Annotated in this window: 18 protein-coding genes and 2 pseudogenes; 15 read left to right on the top strand and 5 right to left on the bottom strand. The window is 68.4% G+C overall.

Annotated features, from left to right (window positions below):
- Positions 1 to 62: 62 nt before the first annotated feature.
- Together ACSMXV_RS14600 and ACSMXV_RS14595 are read left to right on the top strand one after the other, a co-directional pair.
- Positions 63 to 605, top strand: a complete 543-nt coding sequence (locus ACSMXV_RS14600; RefSeq protein WP_473178057.1) for a hypothetical protein — start codon at positions 63 to 65, stop codon at positions 603 to 605.
- On the top strand, positions 602 to 2056 hold the full coding sequence (locus tag ACSMXV_RS14595) for a phage terminase large subunit family protein (protein ID WP_473178056.1): 1455 nt from the start codon (positions 602 to 604) through the stop codon (positions 2054 to 2056). Before ACSMXV_RS14600 ends, ACSMXV_RS14595 begins: the two co-directional genes overlap by 4 nt.
- Before the next feature lie 48 nt (positions 2057 to 2104).
- On the opposite strand, the gene ACSMXV_RS14590 is transcribed toward ACSMXV_RS14595, so the two are convergent.
- Together ACSMXV_RS14590 and ACSMXV_RS14585 are read right to left on the bottom strand one after the other, a co-directional pair.
- Positions 2105 to 2536 (bottom strand): DUF3592 domain-containing protein, encoded by a 432-nt coding sequence (locus tag ACSMXV_RS14590; protein WP_473178055.1) that lies wholly within the window; start codon positions 2534 to 2536, stop codon positions 2105 to 2107.
- Between the two features lie 58 nt (positions 2537 to 2594).
- Positions 2595 to 2804 (bottom strand): annotated as a pseudogene (locus ACSMXV_RS14585) (hypothetical protein); the annotation flags it as partial.
- A 215-nt stretch (positions 2805 to 3019) separates the two neighbouring features.
- Here ACSMXV_RS14585 and ACSMXV_RS14580 point away from each other — a divergent pair.
- The 9 genes from ACSMXV_RS14580 (at position 3020) to ACSMXV_RS14540 (ending at position 11869) form a co-directional block, all read left to right on the top strand.
- The gene (locus tag ACSMXV_RS14580; protein WP_473178054.1) at positions 3020 to 4156 is read left to right on the top strand and encodes a serine hydrolase domain-containing protein; all 1137 of its coding nucleotides are present in this window, start codon (positions 3020 to 3022) and stop codon (positions 4154 to 4156) included.
- Positions 4157 to 4445: 289 nt separating this feature from the next.
- A complete protein-coding gene (locus ACSMXV_RS14575) occupies positions 4446 to 5843 on the top strand; it encodes a condensation domain-containing protein (RefSeq protein WP_473178053.1) in 1398 nt (465 codons plus the stop codon).
- A 54-nt stretch (positions 5844 to 5897) separates the two neighbouring features.
- On the top strand, positions 5898 to 6566 hold the full coding sequence (locus tag ACSMXV_RS14570) for an HAD family hydrolase (RefSeq protein ID WP_473178052.1): 669 nt from the start codon (positions 5898 to 5900) through the stop codon (positions 6564 to 6566).
- A 560-nt stretch (positions 6567 to 7126) separates the two neighbouring features.
- Entirely contained in the window at positions 7127 to 8833 is a 1707-nt protein-coding gene (locus tag ACSMXV_RS14565) for a hypothetical protein (RefSeq protein ID WP_473178051.1), read from the top strand.
- 67 nt (positions 8834 to 8900) lie between these two features.
- Complete coding sequence (locus ACSMXV_RS14560; protein WP_473178050.1) at positions 8901 to 9614, top strand: hypothetical protein; 714 nt, start codon at positions 8901 to 8903, stop codon at positions 9612 to 9614.
- Positions 9615 to 9734: 120 nt separating this feature from the next.
- Positions 9735 to 10145 carry a head decoration protein gene (locus ACSMXV_RS14555; protein ID WP_473178049.1) on the top strand — a complete coding sequence of 137 codons (411 nt, stop codon included), beginning with the start codon at positions 9735 to 9737 and terminating at the stop codon, positions 10143 to 10145.
- A 21-nt stretch (positions 10146 to 10166) separates the two neighbouring features.
- Entirely contained in the window at positions 10167 to 11213 is a 1047-nt protein-coding gene (locus ACSMXV_RS14550; protein ID WP_473178048.1) for a major capsid protein, read from the top strand.
- Positions 11214 to 11215: 2 nt separating this feature from the next.
- A complete protein-coding gene (locus ACSMXV_RS14545; protein ID WP_473178047.1) occupies positions 11216 to 11503 on the top strand; it encodes a hypothetical protein in 288 nt (95 codons plus the stop codon).
- Between the two features lie 60 nt (positions 11504 to 11563).
- On the top strand, positions 11564 to 11869 hold the full coding sequence (locus ACSMXV_RS14540) for a hypothetical protein (RefSeq protein WP_473178046.1): 306 nt from the start codon (positions 11564 to 11566) through the stop codon (positions 11867 to 11869).
- A gap of 225 nt (positions 11870 to 12094) precedes the next feature.
- Here the strand turns inward: ACSMXV_RS14540 and ACSMXV_RS14535 are convergent, their stop codons facing one another.
- Positions 12095 to 13153: an aldo/keto reductase gene (locus ACSMXV_RS14535; RefSeq protein WP_473178936.1), complete on the bottom strand. Its 1059-nt coding sequence runs from the start codon at positions 13151 to 13153 to the stop codon at positions 12095 to 12097.
- 211 nt (positions 13154 to 13364) lie between these two features.
- Between ACSMXV_RS14535 and ACSMXV_RS14530 the strand changes: the two genes are divergently transcribed.
- Positions 13365 to 14570, top strand: a complete 1206-nt coding sequence (locus tag ACSMXV_RS14530; RefSeq protein ID WP_473174882.1) for an IS110 family RNA-guided transposase — start codon at positions 13365 to 13367, stop codon at positions 14568 to 14570.
- 112 nt (positions 14571 to 14682) lie between these two features.
- Positions 14683 to 15312 carry a TetR/AcrR family transcriptional regulator gene (locus tag ACSMXV_RS14525; RefSeq protein ID WP_473178045.1) on the top strand — a complete coding sequence of 210 codons (630 nt, stop codon included), beginning with the start codon at positions 14683 to 14685 and terminating at the stop codon, positions 15310 to 15312.
- A gap of 185 nt (positions 15313 to 15497) precedes the next feature.
- Here the strand turns inward: ACSMXV_RS14525 and ACSMXV_RS14520 are convergent, their stop codons facing one another.
- Entirely contained in the window at positions 15498 to 16715 is a 1218-nt protein-coding gene (locus tag ACSMXV_RS14520; protein ID WP_473178044.1) for an MFS transporter, read from the bottom strand.
- A 55-nt stretch (positions 16716 to 16770) separates the two neighbouring features.
- Between ACSMXV_RS14520 and ACSMXV_RS14515 the strand changes: the two genes are divergently transcribed.
- Together ACSMXV_RS14515 and ACSMXV_RS14510 are read left to right on the top strand one after the other, a co-directional pair.
- The gene (locus tag ACSMXV_RS14515) at positions 16771 to 17238 is read left to right on the top strand and encodes a helix-turn-helix domain-containing protein (RefSeq protein WP_473178043.1); all 468 of its coding nucleotides are present in this window, start codon (positions 16771 to 16773) and stop codon (positions 17236 to 17238) included.
- A gap of 33 nt (positions 17239 to 17271) precedes the next feature.
- Positions 17272 to 17622: pseudogene (locus ACSMXV_RS14510) on the top strand (aminotransferase class IV); the annotation flags it as partial.
- 112 nt (positions 17623 to 17734) lie between these two features.
- Here ACSMXV_RS14510 and ACSMXV_RS14505 read toward each other — a convergent pair.
- A complete protein-coding gene (locus tag ACSMXV_RS14505; protein ID WP_473178935.1) occupies positions 17735 to 18262 on the bottom strand; it encodes a DinB family protein in 528 nt (175 codons plus the stop codon).
- Between the last annotated feature and the right edge of the window lie 415 nt (positions 18263 to 18677).

Raw genomic sequence — 18677 nt, 5'->3', positions numbered from 1 at the left:
CGGAACTGGTCAGACACGAGGAGGCATCGGAGGGCGGAGGAAGGCAGGAGCAGCGAGCGGTCATGGCAGAGCGGGCCGAGGAGTGGGAGCGGCAGCCGGGTGAGTCGGCCGCCGCGTGGGAGGCGTTTGCCTGCTACCGCGATCTCGGCCTGCCCCGCAGCATCAGCAAGGTCGCCGAAACCCTCCGCAAGGCCCGCAGTCTCGTCGAGCGGTGGTCGGTCGCCCATCAGTGGGTGCTCAGGGCAGAGGCGTTCGACCGCGAACAGGACCGGCTCTGGCGCACCGAGCGCCAGCAGGCGGCCCGAGAAGTCGCCCGCCGCCACGCCCGCCTCGCCTCCGCCGCCCAGGCCAAGCTCGTCGCCCAGCTGCAGCAGCTCGATCCGTCGAGGCTCAGCCCCGCCGATGTGATCCGCTGGCTGGAGGTCACCGTCCGCATTGAGCGCCAGGCATATGGCATCGACCTCGCCGAGTCCGCCACAGGGCCCGCGGCCCTTGACGTGGCGGACGTGACCGCGCTGAGCGACGAGGAACGACGGGCACGCATGGAGCAGCTGCGCCGCGAACTCGAAGCCCGCATCGGCACCTTGAACGGAGAGTCGGGGTGAGCGCACAGCGTCCCGCCCTTCCGAACCCGGCCGGCATGTCGGACGCCCAACTGCACGCCGAGGTCGCGGCCCTGCTGGAGGCAGATGCCCAGGCGGCCCGCCGCTGGGCCTGCGACCGGCCCGGCTGCAACGGTCTCCCGCACGAGGGCTGGCTGCACCACCACGCCCGCGCCAGCCAGCGCCTGCCGGACGGGGATTGGACAGCGTGGATGATGCTGACGGGCCGCGGTTGGGGCAAGAGCAAGTCCGCCGCCGAAGCCGTACGAGCCTGGGCCACTACTAGCGGCACGATGATCGCTGTCGTCGCCAAGAACGCCACCTTGGTCAAGGAGATCTGCTTCGAGTCCCCCAAGTCCGGTCTCCTCGCGGTCATCCCGCCCGAGGACATCCGCCGCTACAGCCCCGGCAACGGCCTGACCACCCTCCGACTCACCAATGGCTCCGCGATCTACGGTTTCGGCGCCGAGACCCCCGACAACCTGCGCGGCTTCGCCTTCGACAAGGGCTGGCTGGACGAATACGCAGCCTGGAACCGCCACACTGCCCAGTCCGTATACGACATGCTGTGGTTCTGCCTGCGTGAGGCTCCGTCGCCGCAGGTCGTCATCTCTACGACTCCCAAGCCGCTGCCGCACGTCATCCGGCTCGTCGAGCGCGGCCGTCTGGCGAACTCGCCAGTGGTGCTGACCATGGGCCGTACGGAGGACAACCGCGCCAACCTCTCCCCGGCCGCGCTCGCCGAACTCGACTCCGAATACGGCGGCACCCGCCTGGGTCGCCAGGAACTTGACGGCGTACTCCTCGAAGACGTCGAAGGCGCTCTGTGGAAGCAGTGGATGTTCGAGGTCGAGGGCTTCCGCATCGCCCTCCACACCGTGCCGCCGCTGGAGCGCCTGGTGATCGCGGTCGACCCGGCGGTCACCACCACCGACACCGCGGACTTCACAGCTTTCACGGTGGCCGGCCGCTCGTACCCCCTGGAGCAGATGTACGGCGATCACCGCCCCCGCGGTTACGTCCTGCACACCGAACAGGACCGCTACACCCCCACGGCTGCGATGCGCCGCGCCGCCATGCTGTACCACGAGCACCAGGCCGACTGCGTGGTCATCGAGGCCAACAACGGTGGCGACTACCTCCCCGCCCTCCTCACCGAACTCGACCCCACCGTCCAGTGGCGCATCGTCCACGCCACCCGCAACAAGCGAGCCCGAGCCGCCCCGGTCGCGATGCTCTACGAGCAGTCCCGCATCAGCCACGCCGGGCCGCCGCGCACCTTCACCACGCTCGAGGAGCAGATGACGACGTACGTCGGGGCCTCCGAGCAGGAGGAGAAGTCCCCAGACCTTCTCGACTCGTGCGTGTGGGCGCTCACGGATCTGTTCCTCGACGCCACGGTGCCGGGGTCTCCAAGGACCGCAGCGGACCACCGCCTCCGAGGCCGCCGATAGTCCTCAAAGGGGCGGCGTGAGCCACGGCCGCGCGGCAGGCCAGTCCGATCAGAGGCTCCCGACGAGGAGCGCTATTGATATGGCGACCAGCAGCACCCCGAGAACGATGTCGGTGTAGGCGCGACCGCGCACCCCATGACCGTCGACCACAAGCTGCTCTGGATCGTTTGGTTCATGGAACAGCGTGATCTGCTCGCCCACGCTGACCCGTATCGGCCTTCTTCTGCTGCCGATCCCCTGCTGGATCGTCCGACCGTCGGAGGTCGTCCAGCTGACCAGCGGGTTGATCACCCAACCTGCTCGGATCCGGGACTGCGAGGCGGGAGCGTTCGGCTGCGGGCCGACGACCTCGGCCTGGATCCGAACCCCATGCTGTCGCAGGTTGTTGATGGTCATCAGCTGCAGAATCCCAGCGCCGGCCCAGAAGCAGCCGACAATAAGCGGGACTAAGAATGGCAGCGCGACGTCGTTCGAGTGCACGGTCGCGTCCTTCCCCGTTTGCTTCTCATGCACAGACCACGTACCTCGGCTAGGTTAGTCAACGCGGTCGGACGAGTCGATGGCGCGTGCTCCCGGAACCTGGGCTTGGCGTGGTCCGGGGCTGCGCCTTCTTGAACTCGCGGATGACGGCGTCGGACATCTCAGCGAGTGCGGCGAGCTGCTGGGGTGATGTCCTCGCGGCCGTCCTCCCGTTGGACTCGAAGGCGTCGTACACGCTCGTGTCGCGCAAGCCGTCGGGATTCGACTCGAGGCCCTGACGGATCTGCTCCTCGACTCCTCGGTATCGGTTGCGCCTTCACGGGCAACGGACGGTCGTCTGACCGATCGCCGGTAGGAGCCTGGCCCGCCCAGATGTCCTCAAGGACAGATAGCGCCAGTAGGGCTCCGTCGGGTCTTCCCGATCACGCGGGTAGGGAGCATGCCGGTCGAATGCGGCTGTCGGACGGTTTGACGGAGATTGGGATGGGTGCAGTGACGCCGGAGCGCGACGGGGACGTCCTGGAGGGCGGGGCCCAGCTCGGCGACCCCTGGCAGGGGGTGGACAGGGACGCCCTGTCGCGGGCCGTCCGTGAGCAGTCCGAGCGGCCGGTGCCCGGCGTGGAGGACATGGCGTCCTATCTCGCGGCCCAGGTGTCGGACACCTCGCACCGCGAGGTGGTGGGCCCGCTCCTCGACGGTCAGGGGGCCAGCGGCGTCGTGGTCCGGCGTGGCGTGGTCATCGCCTCGTGGGGCGACCCGACGCGCGAGGAGATGGCCTACAGCGCAACCAAAAGCGTCCTGTGCCTGGTGGCGGGCGTCGCCTTCGATGACGGGCTGCTGCGCCTGGACGAACCTGTGTCCGCGTCGGTCGACCTGCCACAGTTCGCCGACTCCCATGGGCGCGCGATCACGTGGCGACATCTGCTCGACCAGACCAGCCAGTGGGAGGGCGAGCTATGGGGCAAACCGACACGAGTCGACGCGCAGAGCACCCGTGAGGGCACGGAGTCGGCGGGCGGCCCGCCCGGCGAGGGCTGGGCCTACAACGACGTACGCGTGAACCTCACCGCCCTCGCGCTCACGGCCTTGTATGGCCGCTCCCTGCCGGACGTACTGCGCAACCGGATCATGACAGCGATCGGCGCATCCGACCGGTGGTCCTGGCACGGCTACAAGAACTCGGCGGTCGAGATCGACGGTGCCCAGGTGCCCGTGGTGTCCGGCGGCGCACACTGGGGCGGCGGCCTGTGGATCAGCGCCCTCAGCCTGGCTCGCATCGGCCATCTCTGTCTGCGCGGCGGACTGTGGGGCGAGCGCCGGGTCGTCTCACAGCGGTGGATCGAGGAGCTGTGGACGCCCTGCCGCGTCAAGCCGAACTACGGCCTGTCCTGGTGGTTGAACGACGACCGCACAGTGTGGCCCGCAGCGCCCGCGACCGGGCGCTGCGCCCGCGGCAACGGCGGCAGCCACCTGCTGTGGGTCGACCCGGCACGTGACCTGGTGATCAGCTCGCGCTGGGGGGCGGAGGTCGAGTCGCTCCTGGCGGGCGTCTCGCGGGCGGTGCGCTACCAGTCGAGGCCGAGCATCGCCCAGACCAGGAGTCCTACTAGACCGACCTAGGAAAGCATGCCCTTTGGGCTCTGGACGCCGGTCTCCACACAAGGAGGGTCGGCCGACTGCACTCCATTCTCTGACACCGTCGGGTCTCTTCTGCAGCGTTTCTTTCAGATCATCTGATCGTTGGTCTGGTCGTGTCATTGAGCGATGCCCCCATGGGCGTGGATCGACGGCGGACCGGTGGTGGCTATGTCCCACGACACGAAAGGCGGCCGCTGCCCCGCTCTCAATTTGTCCGATGCCTCCCTGCCCTACTGTGTCCCGAGGGCATGCGAAGGAGAGCCCTGTGCGAATGACCGACATCCAGCGTTGCGAGATCCGGCCTGGACGTCTCGTGGAATGGATGCTGCACCCGACGACGGTCGAGGCCGCGACCAGCTTGCCGGAAGATTCCCGACCGCCCGCGTACGTCCAGGAGTCCCACGTCCGAACGGCACGATCGGTACGCCAAGATGGCCTTTTCGTACCGACCTGGCTCGGCACAGCATTCGATATCCCGGGACAGGCCGATCTCGACGTCCTCCAAGGCGCGCTGCGGGCCTGGACACTTCGACACGAAACGCTGCGCAGCGGTTTCCGCTGGGTCGGCGACGAAATGCGGCGCTTCACGCTGGACGCCGATGCCGTCACACTGCATCGCGAGGACATCGGCGACTTTCACGACGCGGTGACGCTGACCCGGTATCTGCAGGATCGCTTCGACGTCGCGGCGGACGCGCTCACTTGGCCGAACTTCATCTACGCCGCGGTCGTCAGGGACGACAGCACAAGTGTCTACATGGCGTTCGACCACAGCAACGTCGACTCGTACTCGATCCAGCGCATCACCGCCGAGATCCACGAACTCTACGCGGCCGGCCTCGAAGGCCGGGTGGTGGATACGACACCGGTCGCCAGCTACGTCGACTTCTGCGCAACCGAGCGCACGAACGCCGATCAGATCGACGACACGCACGGGATCGTCGCTCGCTGGCGGGAGTTCATCGCGCAGTGCGACGGGAAGCTGCCGAACTTCCCCGTCGACCTCGGCCTCGACCCCGAAGGGCCGCTGCCCACCCAGAAGTTCATGCACGAGATGCTCGTGGACGACGCGGACGCGGCAGCCTTCGAGGCGTACTGCCGCCCGTACGGCGGAAGCTTGATCGGCGTCCTCGCGGCCACCGGCCTCATCGTCCGCGAGATCAGCGGGCAGCAGGTGTACCGCACCGTCGTGCCGTTCCACACCAGGGCGAAATCCCAGTGGTCGGACTCGGTGGGCTGGTACGTGGGCGGCGCGCCGATCGAGATTCCCGTGGCGCAGGCACCGGATTTCGACAGCGCACTGCGGATGGTCCGCGCCGCGCTGCGGGCGAACCGGCCGCTGTCGCGGATGCCCATCGCCCGCGTGCTCCGTCTACTGGGATCCGACTTCCGGCCCACGTCTCCGGACCTGTACTCGATCGTCTCGTTCGTCGACGCGCGCGGCATCCCGGGATCCGAGCGGTGGCAGGGCCTGAAGGCGTACGGGCTGATCCGTGTTTCGTACGGCGATCAGGTGTGTGCGTGGATCACTAGGCTCCACGAGGGCTTGCAGTTCGCCTGCCGCTATCCGGACACCGATGTCGCGTACAAGAACATGCGGCTGTACGTCGAGCAGCTGCGGGAACTCATCGTTTCGGTGGCGCGAGAAGACTTGGCCGTGCGCGCCTAAGCGAAGGGTTGTCCCGCAACTGCTCGCTCGATGGGCTGATGGCATGATCGCGGCGTGACCAGCGAACTTGCAGAGCCCGTTCCGGGGAAGTTTGTCCTGTTTGATGTCGACGGTACGTTGATCGACGCTGTGGAGAACCAGCGCCGTGTCTGGGGAACGTGGGCGGCGCGATACGGACTCGACCCTGATGAGGTGTACCGGGTGGCGCTGCGGACGCGGCCCATGGAGACCTTCGGGGCCGTTGTCCCGGAGCGGGACCCGCGTGAGTGTCTGGCTGTATTGCATGAACTGGAGGACGAGGATGTCCGCTCCGGCGTGTATACCGCCTTCGAAGGCGCGTCGGAACTGCTGTCCGCCCTGCCGTCAGGGCGCTGGGGGCTGGTGACCTCGAACTACGAGCATCGTGTGCGTGGACGATTCGCCCGGACCGGTCTGCCCGTTCCGGACGTTCTCGTGGATGCTGCCGCTGTCGACGAGGGCAAGCCGTCGCCGGTCCCTTATCTACTGGCGGCCAAGCGCCTGGGTGCCGAGCCGGAGGATTGCCTGGTTGTTGAGGACGCGCCTTCTGGGGTGATGTCCGGGATGCGTGCCGGCATGACGGTGTGGGGAGTCAACCTTCCTATCGCGGTGGATGGCGTGCACCGCCACTTCGAGAGCCTGCGTGAGGCAGCGCCCGCAATCCTCGCTTTTGCGTCTGGCACGATCATGGATTCCGTGACCTGAGCGATTCGCCTCCCGAGGCCCGCCAAGGGAACCGGCCGCTGTGACACGATCTTGACGTACGGCGTCGGAGCCGTCCTGTGTAGCCCCATTCGCCGGGCTGAGTCCGCGCTGCTTCGGCAGCGCGATCCGGCCGGTACCGATGCCGAGTTCGAGCGCACCGCCGTCGTGGGCGAGCTCGGCCAGCACGGCGACCGCCGGGTCCACCACGTCCGGCTCGAACATGTCCACCGCCGACTCGTCATAAGTGTCCGCGACGTCCTCACCGAAGTAGCCGCCCTCATCGCGCATCCCCGGACCGTGCCGCTCGCGGCCCAGCCGGCGCCCCCGGTTTCCCCGGGGCCGACCCCTTGGAGATCCATAAGGCAGCACACCCAGCGCCGCGGAGTGACCAACGGGTCTCACGGAGGACATCCGATGTGCTGGTCGCACGCCCTGCAGCGGCGGGCAGGCGGTGGAACGCGAAGAGGGGATTCAAGGTCCCATGGCTGGGATCCGGCACCCTGAGGAGTTGTCTTAGGCTGCCCGCCCCTGAAGTTGACACGGCCGGAAGTGGGCGCGAAATGCGGCGTTGGCAGAAGCTCGTCATCGACACATGGGGTGCGCTCGCCTACAAGCCGGCCTTCCAGGCCGCAGTCGAGGGGCGGCCGTCGCGTCTGCCTGGGTCTGCCGCAGCCTCGTGGGTGCCGGAGGAGGACCGCCGTCGTCTGGCGGCGTACACCGTGCTGGCCGCGTACGACACCAACCAGGCAGCGGCACTGTTGGGAGAGGACGGTGCGGACCGGCGCGAGTACGGCGACCCCTCGTTGATCGTCGACCAGACCCTGGCCCATCTGTTGGGGGAGACCCAGAAGATCACGGTGCCGGACGCGGTCGGTGAGGAGCCAGACGTGCCTGGCACGGGGGCGGCGACCGCGCGTGAATCCCTGCTGGAGGAATGGGCGGAGTCTGAGCACCTGTGGCTGCGCATGCAGCACGCGGAACGGGCCGCCGTCCTCCTCGGCGACACTGTGTACCTGCTGGCCTGGTCACGGGCGAAAGGGCGCCCGGTCCTGGAGACCATCGACCCCGGCTTCTACTTCCCCGTACTGGCGGACGGCGCGATCGGCGCCGACACCTACCCGGAGCGCATCCACCTGGCATGGGAGATCCCGGCCGACCCGGCGACTGGTCGCAAGGGCATGCTGCGCCGGGTGACATACGAGCTCGGCTCGATCGGTGACAGCAGCGACGTCGGCGAGGGCGGCACCGCTACCCGCCGCTACCCCTGGTCGACCCGCCCCAGCTCCCGAACCTGCTATCTCACCGACGCCGAATGGGACTTGGAGCACGTCAACCGCGGCGAGGGCATCGACACGCTATCTCTGAAGCACGCCCACTTTCGCAAGAACGCTGACGGCGACCTCCTCAACCGCCTCGACCTGCAAGTGGACTTCATCCCGATCGTCCACGTCCCCAACACCGTCAGCGGCCCAGAGCACTACGGGCAGTCGAGCCTGATGTCCGCTGCCCAGCTCCTCGACGACCTTGGCGCGGCCGACACCGACAGCCAGCGCGCCGCTGCCACGACCGGCTCGCCCATCATCGGCCTGTCCGGGGCCCGACTGGCGGTCGACCGGAAGACCGGCCAGCCGCTGCCAGTCCGGGTGGAGCCCGGAATGGTGTGGCCGCTGGGCGAGAGCGGGCAGCTCAGCACCGTCGACACCTCCGCCCAGCTCGCCGAGATGCGCGCATACGTGGAGGCACTACGCGACCGCCTGTCGATGGTCACCCGGCTGCCGGGCAGCGTGCTGGGGACGGTCGACCCGTCGCAGGTGCCCTCCGGATACGCGATGCAGCTCAGCTTCGGACCGCTGAACGCGATGGTGCGGTCCATGCGACTGGCCCGCGCGGGCAAGTACCCGCTACTACTGAAGATGGTGCTCCGCTTGTACCAGGCGGGCGGGGTGCTGCCTGCCGGGGAGAACCCGCGGGCGGAGGTGGCCTTCGGCTCGTACCTGCCCAGCGACCAGGCCGGAACCCTCGATCTAGTGACGCGCGGCGTTCAGGCCGGAGTGCTCTCTCTGGAGACAGGGGTCAGGATGCTGGCGGACGCGGGCTTCCCGATCAAGGACGCCGCGCAGGAACTGGAGCGGATCCGGGCGGAGAAGACCGCGGCCGCGGCCCGACAAGCTGCGACGCTGAATGGGGCCAGTGCTTCAGGGGACGACGACCAGGAGGATGAGGGAGTTAGCGGAGCAGCGCAGACGCCTGACGCAGAGGCGGCCTAGCGATGGCGAGCCAGGGAGGGTTTAGACTCCGTCGGCGCGGGGGCGGCTGGGCAAGGAGAGTGTGCCCATGAACGCGCGTCCGACACGGCCGCCGCTTCCCCTCGCGCCCCTGGGCTACCGCCGCGATGGCCGGCCGATCCTGCCGATTCTCGGTGCCTCCGGTGACGATCCCGACGAGCAGCGTACCGAGGACACCGCCGACCCCGGCACCACGCCTTCGGCCGAGACAGGGCAGGTCACGCTCTCTCAGGATGAGCTGTCTCGGCGCTTCACTCGGGAGAAGGACCAAGGCCGCCGGGCGGGTATCCGAGACCTGCTGGCCCAGCTCGGCTTCGACTCCACCCGTGCACTCGGTGACTTCGTACGGGCGCAGCGCGACGCCGAGCAGTCGAAACTGTCGGACCTGGACCGCCGCGAGCAGGAACTCACCACCCGCGAGCAGCAAGCCGCTGAGCGAGAAGCAGGTGCGGCCGCCAGGGAGCGCGACGCCGCGCGGCGCGCGGTCCTGGTTGGCCTCGGCGCCGCCGGAACGGAACTGGAAGACGCGGCCCTCCTCCTGACCCGTACGACCGAGGAGGACGCCGACGACGCAGCGCTGCAGAAGGCCGGCGAGCGTCTCAAGGCCCGCCGCCCGGAGCTCTTTGGGCAGCAGCCCCCCACACCTCCGCCATCCGGGAGCCCCGACGGCGGTGTACCCGCGCGCTCAGGCAAGACCCCGCCACGCCCTGGAGCCGCCGGCCTCGACATGGCGCGCCGCCGCGGACATCTGACCAGCACCTGACTGATCACAGATCGACACACCGGGGACCGTGCCCACTTTCGAGACCACGGACGACGCCACCACCCCCGTGGCGCCCGCCGCCAACCCGTGTACCGGGTCTCGCGTAAGGACACCGTCCCCATGGATCTCCAGCCGATCACCATCTGCGAGCACGTCACCGCCGACCGGCCCTGGCTGGTCTCCCGCCACGGCCTCGATACGCCGCTCTCCATCACCCTGGACATCGCGCTGTTCACGCCGGGCGAGCACTACAGCCCCGGCCACGAGACGCAGCCCCGGTGTTGCTTCACGTCCGGCATCCCCCTCGGCCGGGTGACGGCGACCGGCCTGTACGGCCCGTGGGATCCGGAGGCGTGCGACGGCCGCGAGGTGTTCGCCGGCGTCCTGCTCGCCGAGGCGCATTTCGCCCCAGGCTCCCGCCGCGTGGCAGGCGCCCTGCACTGGCACGGCGTCATCGCAGCCGCCCAGCTCCCATGCGGCTTCGACCCGGCCACCGTCACCCGCTCCACCGCCCAGCTCCACTTCGTGTAGCCGACGGGAGCCGCCACAGCCATGCTGGACACCCTGCTGCGCGACATCGACGCCACGGACATCAACGCGTTCGCGCGCACCATCACCACCCCCGCCGACTTCGAGCTGACCCGCACGGTCATGCCCGAACGGCGCCTGAACTCCGTCAAGTTCCGCATCAAGAGCGGCAAGCGCCGCGTGAACGCGGCGAAGTTCCGCGCATACGACGCCCAGACCGCCGTCGCCCGCCGCCAGGCCGAACGCATCATCACCGAGGGCATGCTCCCGCCTCTGGGCCAGAAGCTGATCGTCGGCGAACTGGAGCAGATCCTCCTCGACACCTCCCGCGGCGCGGACGCGAGCGAGTTCGTGGAGCTGCTCTACGACGACATCGAGCGCCACGTCGAATCGATCCACAACCGCATGGAACTGGCCGCTGGCGACCTCCTGGTCGACGGCGTCTTCACGCTCAACGGCGAGAATGGCCTGCACCTGGAGGCCGACTTCGGCGTCCCGGCCGCCAACATGCCCACCGCCGCCAAGCCCTGGTCGGATCCCACAAGCGACCCCATCGCCGACGAACTCCGCTGGATCGAGTACCTGCGCTCCATCGGCGCCCCACTCCCATCCCGCGTGATCACCTCGTACAAGGCCCGCGCGACCCTGGCAGCGAACGACGCCTACCGGGCTGCGTACTACGGAAGCGTCAACGGCTCCACCACCCCCACTGCGGTCCTCGCCCCCAACGAGGTCGAGGTCGTCCGCGCCCGCTACAACCTCCCCTCGATCACCGTCTACGACGTCCAAATCTCCGTCGACGACACCTTCCAGCGCGTCATCCCCGAGGATCGCTGGATCCTCCTCCCACCAAACCCGCAGTCCTGGGCGGAGACCCAGTACGGCATCACCGCCGAGTCACTGGTCCTCGCCTCCGGCACGAACCCGGCGATCCTGCGCGAGGACGCCCCCGGCATCGTCATCACCAACGGCCACCAGGACGACCCGGTCCAGGTCTGGACGAAGGGCGCCGCCGTCGCCATGCCGGTCCTGTACGTTCCCGACATCCACATCACCGCGAAGGTCCTCTGACCATGGCCAACCAAGCCGCACCAAAGCCGCTGAGCCGCCGCCTTGCGGAGACGGTCTTCGTGACCGACCCGGCCACGCACGACACCATCCTGCTCAAGGCTGGCAGCGAGGTCTCGGACCCTGCGCTCGCTGATCAGATCACTCACCCCTCCGCCTGGGCTGGGGAAATTGTCGATCAGGCAGCGGCGCCGGAGCCGGTGGAAGTTCCGCAGGATGCGTCTGCCGCCGCTTCCGAGGAGGAGACGTCGCCGTCTCCTCGTGGCGGGCGCCGAACCCGTTCAAACACCTGACCCAGCTGGCGGGCGGCCAGCGCTCCGCTTGCCTGCGTTCTCTGCAGAGGCGTTGATTTCATGCGACTCAGCGATGATGACTTCGCCTATCTCCGCTCCGAGCTCGGGGAGGTTGAGCGGCAGGACCTTGACCAGCGTTTCGCGCGGCTGAGAGATATCCGCGACGTGGCTCTGGAGGTGCTCCGTGAGCGCAGAGCGTCGCTTGTCGCGGACCCGCTGACAGTCACCGTGCAGGGCGTGGCGACCGTCAACAACACGGAGAACGTCAAGGCGCTGGAACGCCAGATGGCCGACCTTGTGGAGATTGAAGAGACGCCTTCGCAAGCCGTCCTTCCGGTGGCATTGGAGCGTTGCCGGACCCGATAAGGGTCGGGAAACTGGCGACCTCGCGTAATCGGCTGTCGCATATTCCTCGGTGTGTGCGGTCTCGTGGCCACCGTCTGCTGTCGCGCTGGCCGAGTTGATAGACATGGGGAGCGAGGGGCCATCACCGCAGCTGTCCCAGGTTCGGGTAGGCGTTGGGCGCGGTGGCACCCCGCCAGCCCGAACCTGGGACGCGTGCCTATCCGTTCCAGCTACTTGACGCCAATGTCAGGCAGCAGGCGAAGGCGTGACGTCACCCACTGGTGGGTTGAGGCGGGCGAAGCCTTCCTGGCGTTGGTAGGGGAAGTATGGGTAAGTCGCTGTCTTGCCGCTCGCCGCATCGAGTTTCGCCATCTGGTCGGGCGTGAGCGTCCAGCCGACGGCACCGAGGTTCTGACGGAGCTGCTCCTCGTTGCGGGCGCCGATGATGACGGAGGAGACGGTCGGTCGCTGCAGCAGCCAGTTGATGGCGATTTGCGGAATGTCTTTGCCGGTCTCCTGCGCGATCTCGTCGAGGGCGTCGACCACGCGGTAGAGGTGTTCGTCCTCGACCGGCGGGCCGTAGTCCGCGGTGTGGTGCAGTCGGCTGTTGGCCGGTAGCGGCTGGTCGCGGCGTACTTTGCCGGTGAGCCGTCCCCAGCCGAGGGGGCTCCAGACGAGGGCTCCGAGGCCCTGATCGAGCCCGAGGGGCATCAGCTCCCATTCGTAGTCGCGGCCGATGAGGGAGTAGTAGACCTGATGTGCGACGTAGCGCGGGTGGCCGTACCTCTCCGCGATCGCGAGGGACTTCATCGCGTGCCATCCGGAGAAGTTGGAGACTCCCAGGTAGCGGACCTTGCCCGCTCGAACGAGATCGTCGAGTGTGGACAGGACTTCCTCGATCGGCGTGCCGGCGTCAAAGGCGTGCAGCTGGAACAGGTCGATGTAGTCGGTGCCGAGCCGGCGCAGCGCGTCCTCGCATGCGGTGATCAGGCGCGAACGGGAGGAGCCCGCATCGCCTGGGCCGTCGCCCATCGGCAGGCTGGTTTTGGTGGACACGATCACCTGGTCCCTGCGGCCTTTGATCGCTTCGCCCAGTACTTCTTCGGAGGCGCCGCCGGAGTAGACGTCGGCGGTGTCGAACATCGTGATCCCGGCGTCGAGGCAGATGTCCACGAGGCGGCGCGCTTCTTGCGCATCGGTGTTGCCCCAGGCGCCGAACAGCGGTCCTTGGCCGCCGAAGGTGCCGGCGCCGAAGCTCAGTGCGGGGACCTTGAGGCCGGATGCACCCAGCCGCCTGTATTCCATGGCTGTTTCCCTAAGAATGTTGGCCGGTCCGGGAGGACCGGGTATGGCTGATGGCTGTTTGCCGTTGATGGCTCGGAAGGAATGGCCGCCCGGTCCTCCGGGACGCTCCGACCACTGATTGAGAACTGCGGTCATCGCTGGTTAGGGACCTGTCGGCGGAGTGTTCCTCGGGCCACTGAAGTGCTGGTCACGGAGGAACGGAGCCACGGGCTTGAGCACGTCTCACGCGCGGATATGGGTCGGCATCGATGCCGGCAAGGGGCATCACTGGGCAGTTGCGATCGACGCCGACGGCGAGACGCTGTTCTCGACGAAGGTGATCAACGACGAGGCCCAGATCCTCACGCTTATCGAGACCGCCCGCGGACGGGCCGGTGACGTGCGGTGGGCGGTGGACATCTCCGGCCGGGCCTCCACCCTGCTGCTGGCCCTGCTGATCGCACACGACCAGCAGGTCGTCTACGTGCCCGGCCGCACAGTCAACCGCATGTCCGGCGCCTACAAGGGCGAAGGCAAGACCGACGCCAAGGACGCCCGGGTCATCGCCGACCAGGCCCGCATGCGCCCACGGGACTTCGCCCCGCTGGACACGCCTGCGGAACTGGTCTCCACGCTCCAGGTGCTGACCAACTACCGGGCCGACCTGATCGCCGACCGGGTGAGGCTGATCAACCGGCTCCGCGACCTGCTGGTCGGTATCTGCCCCGCGTTGGAGAGGGCTTTCGACTACTCCGCGGCCAAGGGCCCGGTCGTCATGCTGACCGAGTACCAGACCCCGGCCGCCCTGCGCCGGCTCGGTGCCAAACGGTTGACGACCTGGCTGGAACGCCGCAAGGTCCGCGGCGCCAACACCGTTGCCACCAAGGCGGTGGACGCGGCCCAGTCCCAGATGACCTCGCTGCCTGGCGAGAAGCGGGCCGCCAAACTGGTCTGCGACCTCGCCCACCAGCTTCTGGCCCTGGACGAGCGGATCAAGGACAACGACCGGGAGATTCGCGAGACGTTCCACACCGACGAGCGCGCCGAGATCATCGAATCGATGCCCGGCATGGGCCCCATCCTGGGCGCCGAGTTCGTCGCCATCGTGGGCGACCTGTCCGGTTACCGTGACGCGGGCCGTCTCGCCTCGCACGCTGGCCTGGCCCCGGTCGCCCGGGACTCCGGCCGACGCAGCGGCAACTACCACCGGCCCAAGCGCTACAACCGGCGCCTGCGGCACATCTTCTACCTGGCCGCCCAGACCGCAATGATGCGCCCCGGCCCCTCCAGGGACTACTACCTCAAGAAACGGTCCGAGGGGCTGCTGCACACCCAGGCCCTGCTCGCGCTCGCCCGCCGCCGCGTCGACGTGCTGTGGGCGATGCTGCGTGACAAGAGGCTGTTCACCTCCGTCCCGCCGGTCACGCAGGCGGCTTGACACGATCATTGAGATTCCTCTCTTGTTGCCGAACTAGCTAATGGTTCTGGAGTTCCGTTAGCGTGTCCTCAACGTAGCAGAAGCAAGCGACTAACGAAACTGGAGTCCCGTTATGGGGTTTGAGGGTGCGGATCCAGGGACCGTCCGTCCCGGAGGGCGCACGGCGCGGGTGCGGGCGGCGGTGCTGCAGGCGGCTGGGGACGCCTTGGCGGAGCGGGGCTTTGCCCACCTGGACCTCGCCGACATCGCGCGCCGGGCCGAGGTGGGCAAGACCACCGTCTACCGCCGCTGGGGAACCGTGACCAGCCTGGTGGCCGACCTGCTGATGGACATGGCCGAGCAGTCACTGCCACGTACCGAGACCGGCTCGCTGCTCGGCGACCTCAAGGCCAACGCTGGGCTCGTGCAGCGCACCTTGGCCGACCCGCGGCAGGGAGCGCTGTTCAAGGCAGTGATCGCGGCTGCCACCTGCGAGGCGAAGACGGCCGAGGCCCTGCACCGCTTCTACGACATCCGCGTCAAGGAGTGGGCACCCTGCGTCCAGCAGGCCATCGACCGGGGCGAGGTGCCTGAGGGCACCGATGCCCACGAGGTGATCCGTGCTGTCTCCGCCCCCCTCTACTACCGCCTGCTGACCAGCGACGACCGCCTCGACGAAGCCGCCGCAGACCGGGCCGCCGAGGCCGCCGCGGCAGCGGCGCGCGCGGGAGCGTACCTGCGGGGCGAAGGGGGCCTTGTGTAACCGGCTTCCCGCATCCGTCGCTGAGTGCAGGTCACTGCGCGTGATCTCCGGGGGCGTAGTGGCGCCAGGCCCCGCCGGCCTCGGCGGCGAGCTGGGCGGCGGTCTCTAGCCGAGCATGCCGGGCGACCACGAGGGCGGGAGCCTGGAGGACGAGGTGGGGGATCGCTCGCTCGCGCGCCCGCCGCTCACTGGACGCTGTTCCGGGGGGTCGGTCCTGGCGACAGGGTCCAGGTGAGGGGTGCTGCGAGCAGGGCGGCGGCGCTGATGGCGTTGAGGGCGGCGGTGAGGCCGAGGGCCGCGACGAGGGCGGGTGCGGTGAGTGCGCCGACGATGGCGGCGAGGGAGTCCGTGGCGAAGAATAGGGCGCCGACGCGGCCGAGCATGTCGGGTGGGGCAGTGCGCTGGATGTGGGTCTCCACGGAGATCAGCAGGATGCTGCCGGGTAGGCCGATCAGGACCGCGGCGGCGACGGCGGCTGCCGGGGTCGGTGCGTTAAAGAGGGCGAAGTATGCGATGCCGTTGGCGAGTTGGGTGGCGCCCAGCACTTGTCGGATGCCGAACCGGTCGAGAAGGGTGCGGCTGACGATGGAGCCCAGGACGAAGCCCACGCCCAGCCCCGAGATGATGTAGCCGACGCTGGCTCCGGGGGCGTTCAGGGGGCCGGCGACGAACGGGACGAGGAGTGCGGTCAGGGCCGCGTTCGCGGTCAGGAACACGCCGTTGCCGATCAGTGGACCACGCAGTAGTGGAGAGCGGGCGACGTGGGCGAGACCGGCGCGTAGGCCGGCCGGTGTGTTCCGCTCATCCTGGGGTGGTGCATTGGGGATGGTGAGGTGGCGTCCCACCCGCGCGATCAGGCTCGCCGATGCCAGATAGCTGGCGACGTCGATGAGCAGCACCCAGGTGATGCCGGGCCCTGCCAGTAATAGGGTGCCGAGGGGAGGGGCCGCCAGGCGGAGCACGCTGCCGGAGACGGCGTTGAGCGCGTTCGCCGCGGTGAGTTGGGGCCCAGTGCCGACGACGGCGGGCGTCAGTGCGCGGGCAGCCGGTCGGAAGACCGTGGTCGCCAGGTTCTCGCCGAGGATGGCCAAGTAGAGCAGCCAGACGTGGTCCGGGCTGTCCACGAGCAGGATCAGGGCGACGCTCCCGGCGGCGGCGAGGTCGGCTAACCACATGGCGCGGGCCGGGTTCCAGCGGTCCAGGAGCGCGCCGGCCCAAGGGCCTACCAGCAGCGCCGGCAGGGCCTCCAGCGCCAGGGCGAGTCCGGTCGCGGCCGGGGAACCGGTGAGCTGGAAGACGTGGACGGGGAGGGCTACGACGAGCAGCCACGAGCCGAGTCCGGAGACGATGCCGCTGGTCCAGAGGTGGCGGAAACCGCGGTTCTTCAGCACGGAGAGGTTCACGCCGGGCAATGTGTCTCTGTAGAATACTTCTCGAAAATATTATTCTACAGAGATAATGGGCGAGGTTGGCGTGGACGGGGTGCAACTTGGCCGGGAGCTGCGGGCGCGGCGCCAGGAGGCTGGGCGGACGATTGCGTCGGTGGCGGTGGACGCCAGCTTGTCGGTGCCGTACATCGCGAATCTGGAGAACGGCCGGGGCAATCCGACGCTGTCGGCGCTGCAGCAGCTGGCCGCCGCGCTCGGCACTCGTCTGGAGATCGGCCTGCGCGGTGACAACGGAGGCCCGGACGAGTCGGAGGTGCCGGAGGCGGTACGTCGGCTGATGGGCTCGCCGCGTGCGCTGGCCGTGGCCCGGCGACTGGCCAGGAGAAACCGGGTGGACGTGTCGATCGTGACGGAACGTCTGCGGGAAGCCTTGGTCGCGCTGGCGGCGGTGGCCGGTGGCGACCTCGGTGAACGGGATCTGGGCCGCCTCCTCGATTTGCTCCTGCTGGCGCGGTCAGGGCTTGAGGGAGAGGGGTGAGGTCGCGCGTGCGGCGGTGGGCGCCTCGCCCGCCGGGCGGGCTTCGACGACGCGCTGCTGATCGGCCCCGACGGCACCGTCAGCGAGGGCGCCGTCGCGAACACCCCCTTCTACGACGGATCGGATGTCGTGTGGCCCGACGCGCACTGCCTGGCGGGCATCACGCTGCAGCTGCTCGAGCCGCGGCTCGGTGACGCGGGACTGCGCTCGCGGCGCGCTCCCGTACGCCTCGGCGATCTGGCCTCGTACCCGTCCGCCTTCGTGATGAACTCGCAGGGCATCGCTCCCGTACGGCGGATCGACGCCACGGAGTTCATGGTCGACGAGAAGCTGATGGGGACGGTGGCGGACGTGTACGCGTCCGTGCCGTGGGAGGCGCTCTGACGCGCCGGGCTGCGCAGGTCGGTCACCCGGTGGGAGGCGATCGCCTATCGCCCTCCCCGCCCGGCAGGAACAGTGAGGGTTTCGCGCAGTCGCCCATCCGTGCTGACGCGTCTCACGCCCCTGTGACCCCGTCAATGCTTTCTCGAAGCACATCGGCATGACCGTTGTGTCGCGCGTATTCTTCGATCATGTGAACCATGATCCAGCGCAGTGAGACCCCATCACCGCCTACATGGCCGGCTTCCTGTTCAGACAGGTGGCCGGAGTCGTCCAGCGATGCGGCGGCGATGAGCTCGCGACCTCGAGCGATTTCCGCCTGCCAGACAGCCATCACCTCGTCGAGTCCTCGGTCGGGCTGAAGAGCAAAGCCGTCGGCATTGCTCTCCCCGAAGACCGCTGGCACGTCCTGGCCTGCGAACACACGCTGGAACCAGTTGCGTTCAACCTCTGCCATGTGCTGGACGAGGCCCAACAGCGTCATCGACGAGGGCGCCGCCGAGGCCAGACGTAATTGATCACCTTTAAGGCCGGAGCACTTGAGGACGAGAGTGGCACGGTGAAAGTCCAGCCAAGCTTCCAGCATGGCGCGCTCATCGGCATGCGCGGGCGGGATAGGGCGCCCATCCGGTGTCATAGTCATGACCGCACCCTTGCATAAGCAGCCGAGCGCCGACGAGTCTCTCAGTCGAGTCCACCTGCAGCCCCAGGGAGCCAGCGCGGTGAGTAACTGGTCGGTGTGCATGGGCTTTTCGTCGGGCGCCATGCGCACCAACGTAGCTACTTGCTGATACGCCACGTGTGCCGTGCCGTTGAGGACACCCACGCTTCCCGGCTCCGCGGCATGTCCGCTGCGGGTCGCGGGGACAGGTTCGTTCCTTACGTGACGAGGGCGCGGTGGAGTGGCGATTGTACCTACTGGTATGTACGATCACCCGCGGTCATGGACACGACGGAACGACTCGTCAAGAGCATCCGTAAGTTGCTTTGGGGGCGCGGCTACGTGGCCGCGAGCCCGAAGGCGATCCAGGAGCGAACTCACCGGTGACGAGTCATTG

The sequence above is a fragment of the Streptomyces sp. DSM 42067 genome (assembly GCF_055792885.1).
Note: the sequence above shows the minus strand (reverse complement) of the source record. Positions and strands in the feature narration are given on the sequence as shown.